This window comes from Mesorhizobium sp. M8A.F.Ca.ET.021.01.1.1, assembly GCF_003998025.1.
Taxonomy (GTDB): domain Bacteria; phylum Pseudomonadota; class Alphaproteobacteria; order Rhizobiales; family Rhizobiaceae; genus Mesorhizobium.
Genome location: NZ_RZSJ01000535.1, coordinates 1 through 4,269 on the forward strand (window position 1 = coordinate 1; position 4,269 = coordinate 4,269).

Genomic DNA, 4,269 nt, shown 5'->3' on the forward strand with positions numbered 1-4,269 from the left:
AGGCAAAGCCTGATCAAGCGCATATTTCAGCTGCCTCAATTTTAGGCAGCCGCGACATACTCATCGTCAGGTTCTTCCAAATCGCCGATTGCGCTTGATTTTCTCCGGCGACGCCAGTGAAATGGCGTCACAGGGGAGTATGCGATTGGCAGCGTTCGATGAAATGCTTCCGGAGGTCTCCGGACTTAGAAGACCGTATTCGGCTTACGATCGCTGGCTGAAGGAGCAGGATCCAGCCAGACTTACCGAAAAGATGCAGGACGCCGAACGCGTCTTTCGCAAGACCGGCATCACTTTTGCCGTTTATGGCGAGCAGGAAGCATCTGAGCGATTGATCCCGTTCGACATCGTTCCCCGCATCATTTCAGGCAATGAGTGGCGCCGCCTGACGCAAGGCATCGAGCAGCGCGTACAGGCGCTGAACGCCTTCCTCGACGACATCTACCATCGCCAGGAAATCCTTCGCGCCGGCCGCGTCCCAAGGGACTTGATTGCCAAGAACGAGGCTTTCCTGCCGGAAATGATCGGCGTGCGGCCACCGGCCGGCGTCTACACCCACATTATCGGCGTCGACATCGTGCGCATCAGCGAGGACGAGTTCTACGTGCTGGAAGACAATGCACGCACGCCCTCCGGTGTCTCCTACATGTTGGAGAACCGCGAAACGATGATGCAACTGTTCCCCGAGCTGTTCCAGAAGATCAAGGTGCGGCCGGTGGAGAACTACCCGCAGCTGCTGCGCCAGTCGCTGGCGGCGGTGCGGCCGCAAGGCACCAAGGGGGCGCCGACCATCGCGGTGCTGACGCCCGGCAGTTTCAATTCTGCCTATTTCGAACACGCCTTCCTTGCCGACCAGATGGGGGTGCAGCTTGTGGAGGGACAGGATCTGCGCGTCGTCGACGGCCATGTCGCGATGCGTACGACCGAAGGCTACAAGCAGATCGACGTTCTCTACCGCCGCGTGGATGATTCTTTCCTGGACCCGCTGACCTTCAGGCCGGATTCAGCTCTTGGCATACCCGGCATCATGGATGTCTACCGCGCCGGCAACATCACCATTGCCAATGCGCCGGGAACCGGCATTGCCGACGACAAGGCGATCTATTCCTACATGCCGGAGATCGTCGAATTCTACACCGGCCGCAAGGCGATCCTCGGCAACATTCCGACCTGGCGCTGTTCGGAACCGGACAGCCTGAAATATGTGCTCGAACACATTGATGAGCTCGTCATCAAGGAAGTGCACGGTTCCGGCGGCTACGGCATGCTGGTCGGCCCGGCTGCAACCAAGAAGGAATGCCAGGATTTTGCCAAGAAGCTGCAGGCCAAGCCGTCTAATTACATCGCCCAACCGACGCTAGCGCTCTCGACCTGTCCGATCCTGACTGACAAGGGCCTGGCGCCGCGCCACGTCGACTTGCGGCCTTATGTGCTGGTTTCCGATCGCATCCAGATCGTGCCTGGTGGGCTGACGCGCGTTGCGCTGAAGGAAGGCTCGCTGGTGGTGAATTCCTCGCAAGGCGGCGGCACCAAGGACACCTGGGTGCTGGATGATTGAGATGGGTGAGTAGGGGATAGTCAGTCGTGAATAGTGGAAGTAGAGGGGACAGGGAAATGCCATATTCCGTTGAGATTCAGTCGCTTGCCATTCCCTACTCGCTATTCCCTGCTCACTAGCCCGAAGGGCCATTCCATGCTTCTCGGCCGCACCGCCAACGGGCTCTACTGGATGAACCGCTATATCGAGCGGGCCGAAAACATGGCGCGGTTGGTCGATGCCGGCCTGCGCATGGCGCTCACCCGCACTCAAAGCGCCTCGGAGGAGTGGAACTCCGTGCTGCTCAGCGCCGGCTCCGACGCTGCCTTCACGCAGAAGTATTCGGACTATTCGGCGGCGAATGTCGCTGATTTCCTGCTGCGCGACACGTCGAACCCTTCAAGCACGATGTCGTCGATCGAGACCGCCCGCAACAATGCGCGCATGGTGCGCACCGCGCTGACGCGCGAGACCTGGGAGAGCATCAACGAAGCCTGGATGGCGCTGAAACGGATGCTGGCGAGGCCGATCGACGAGCGCGACCTGCCCAATGTGCTCGATGCGATCAAGCGCGAGACAGCGCTGATCCGTGGCTCGTTCTACGGCACCATGCTGCGCAACGAGATTTTCGACTTCTCGCAGCTCGGCACCTATGTCGAGCGCGCCGACAACACCGCGCGCATTCTCGACGTGAAATACTACGTGCTGTTGCCGTCGATTTCATGGGTCGGATCGAGCCTGGACAACTATCAGTGGGAATCGATCCTGCGTTCGGTGTCGGCGCATCGCTCCTATCGCTGGGTCTACGATGCCGACTACAAGCCCACCAACATCGCCGACTACCTGATCCTCAATGTGCGCATGCCGAGGTCGCTGACCTTCTGCTATCGCTTCCTGGCCGAGCATCTGAAGTTCCTCGGCGACGACTATGGCGAGCGTCATGCCTGCCACGCGACCGCGGAGAAGACCCAGACGATGCTGCGCGCGGGATCGATCAAGGACATATTCGACGCGGGCCTGCACGAGTTCCTGGCCGGGTTCATTCGCGACAACACCAGGCTCGGCGACGAGATCGCGCAGGACTACAGGTTTTATTGAGGAAGCCATGCGGCTGAAAATCACTCACCGGACCGAATATCGCTATGACGCGCCGGTGCAATATCTACTTCAGAGGCTGCGGCTGCTTCCCATGAGCGGGCCGACACAGACAGTGCTGTCCTGGGCGCTGAAGGTCGAAGGCGCGCGCGAGGAAGTGCGATTTACCGACCATTACGGCAACGACAACAGGCTGTTGAGCGTCGAGGGTGACAACGACGTGATCACGGTCGAGGCTTCGGGCGAGGTGGTGACGCGCGATACGTCAGGCGTTTGCGGGCCACACCAAGGTTTCGCGCCACTCTGGTTGTTCGCGCAGGAGACCGCTTTGACCACCATAGGCGGCGGCATCCGTGATCTTGCCGAGGCGGTCGGCAAGGGGACCGATCTTGAAAGGCTGCATCGGCTGATGGCCGCAATCGGCGAACGCGTCGCCTACACGCCCGGCACCACCAATGCGACGACCGCAGCCGAGGAAGCCTTGGCGCTGAAGACCGGCGTTTGCCAGGACCATAGCCACATCTTTGCCGCCGCCGCGCGCGCCATGGGATTTCCGGCCCGCTATGTCAGCGGCTATCTGATGATGGATGCGGCGGTGGAGCAGGCGGCGAGCCACGCCTGGGCCGAAGCCCATGTCGCGGGCCTCGGCTGGGTTGCCTTCGATCCCGCCAATGGTATTTCTCCCGATGAACGCTATGTGAAGGTGGCTACCGGCCGCGACTACCGTGACGCTTCGCCGGTGTCGGGAATTCGGATGGGACAGGCGGAAGAACTGCTTGCGGTCACCGTCACGGTAGAGCAGTAATCCCCCCAGGATTGCTGCCTCAAGAGATTCTATGACCTATTGCGTCGGCCTCAAGATCGATCGCGGGCTCGTGTTCATGTCGGACACGCGCACCAATGCCGGCATGGATTCGATCTCGACCTTCAAGAAGATGCATGTGTGGGAGCAGCCGGGCGAGCGCGTCATCGTCTTGATGTCGGCCGGCAATCTGGCGACGACACAGGCCGTGGTCAGCCTGCTCGACGAGCGCACCAAGGCGGTGACCGACCGCCACGAGAAGCTGCTCGAAACACCGTCCATGTACCAGACGGTGCGGCTGGTCGGCGACACGGTGAAAGAGGTGATCGCGCAATCGTCGCCCGCCGGCGAGAAGGCCGATTCCTATTTCAATGCCTCCTTCATCCTCGGTGGGCAGATCAAGGGCAGCCCGCCACGCCTGTTCATGATCTATCCCGAAGGCAATTTCATCGAGTCGACCGACGACACGCCGTTCTTCCAGATCGGCGAGACCAAATACGGCAAGCCGATCATCATCCGCGCCTATGAAAAGACGATGAGCCTCGCCGAGACGGTTAAACTCTTGCTGGTGTCGTTCGATTCGACGTTGAAATCGAACCTGTCGGTCGGCTTGCCGCTCGACCTGCTTTTCCTGGAGCGGGACGCCTTTCAGGTCGGCCTGAAAAAGCGGATCGGCCAGGACGATCAGTATTACCGCACAATCTCCGATGGATGGTCGAATGCCCTGAAGACCGCGTTCGCCAGCCTGCCGGATTTTCCCGGCTAGTTTTGCCTATCTCGCCAGTCGACGGCGGTTGCAAATATTTCACATGTTAATTAATATGGTCTTGAAGAG

The 4,269-nt window shown here is 60.0% G+C and carries 4 protein-coding genes; all 4 read left to right on the forward strand.

The window, feature by feature from the left end:
* The first annotated feature begins 145 nt into the window (after positions 1 to 145).
* The 4 genes from EOA36_RS29135 (at position 146) to EOA36_RS29150 (ending at position 4,200) form a co-directional block, all read left to right on the forward strand.
* Positions 146 to 1,558 carry a circularly permuted type 2 ATP-grasp protein gene (locus EOA36_RS29135; RefSeq protein WP_167531426.1) on the forward strand — a complete coding sequence of 471 codons (1,413 nt, stop codon included), beginning with the start codon at positions 146 to 148 and terminating at the stop codon, positions 1,556 to 1,558.
* Between the two features lie 135 nt (positions 1,559 to 1,693).
* Positions 1,694 to 2,635, forward strand: coding sequence for an alpha-E domain-containing protein (locus EOA36_RS29140; RefSeq protein WP_127280446.1), 942 nt, complete (start codon positions 1,694 to 1,696; stop codon positions 2,633 to 2,635).
* A 7-nt stretch (positions 2,636 to 2,642) separates the two neighbouring features.
* Positions 2,643 to 3,437 carry a transglutaminase family protein gene (locus EOA36_RS29145; RefSeq protein ID WP_127280447.1) on the forward strand — a complete coding sequence of 265 codons (795 nt, stop codon included), beginning with the start codon at positions 2,643 to 2,645 and terminating at the stop codon, positions 3,435 to 3,437.
* A gap of 31 nt (positions 3,438 to 3,468) precedes the next feature.
* Positions 3,469 to 4,200 (forward strand): peptidase, encoded by a 732-nt coding sequence (locus tag EOA36_RS29150; protein WP_127280448.1) that lies wholly within the window; start codon positions 3,469 to 3,471, stop codon positions 4,198 to 4,200.
* Positions 4,201 to 4,269: the final 69 nt, after the last annotated feature.

Coding starts and splice junctions, on each gene's coding strand:
- EOA36_RS29140 (WP_127280446.1), top strand. CDS start 1,694: ATGCTTCTCGGCCGCACCGCCAACGGGCTCTACTGGATGAACCGCTAT.
- EOA36_RS29145 (WP_127280447.1), top strand. CDS start 2,643: ATGCGGCTGAAAATCACTCACCGGACCGAATATCGCTATGACGCGCCG.
- EOA36_RS29150 (WP_127280448.1), top strand. CDS start 3,469: ATGACCTATTGCGTCGGCCTCAAGATCGATCGCGGGCTCGTGTTCATG.